We start from the raw sequence: 462 nt of genomic DNA, 5'->3' as shown, positions 1-462 counted from the left end.
GTGGTCACCGTTACCACCGACGTATCATCTGAAAGCCAGCTAACAGAGCTGGTGATATCGGCTGTGGAGCCGTCACTGTAGGTGCCTGTAGCAGTTAATTGCTGAGTATTTCCCTGATTAAGTGTAATACTAGCTGGGGTGATTTGAATGGCTGTCAGAGTGGCGTTACTGACAGTTACGCTGCTGTCATTACCGCTAATGCCATCGAGAGTGGCTGAGACTGTTGTGCTACCTGTAGCCTCTGCGGTCAGCAGGCCAGAGGTGGTTACCGTTGCTGTCGACATGTTGCCTGAAAGCCAGCTAACCAAGCTGGTGATATCGGCTGAGGTGCCATCACTGTAGGTGCCAGTGGCGGTTAATTGCTGAGTATTGCCCTTATTAAGCGTGACACCTGCAGGGGTGATTTGAATGGCAGTCAGGCCGGCATCACTGACGGTCACGCTGATGTCATTACTGCTAATG

Annotated in this window: 1 protein-coding gene; it reads right to left on the bottom strand. The window is 51.7% G+C overall.

Annotated elements, in window-relative coordinates:
* Window positions 1-462, bottom strand: a 462-nt coding sequence (locus Q0779_RS23760; protein WP_298776743.1) for an Ig-like domain-containing protein, incomplete at both ends; no start/stop codon positions are given.

It is taken from the genome of uncultured Shewanella sp. (genome assembly GCF_947491715.1).
GTDB lineage: Bacteria > Pseudomonadota > Gammaproteobacteria > Enterobacterales > Shewanellaceae > Shewanella.
This window is presented reverse-complemented; position numbering and strand designations above follow the sequence as displayed.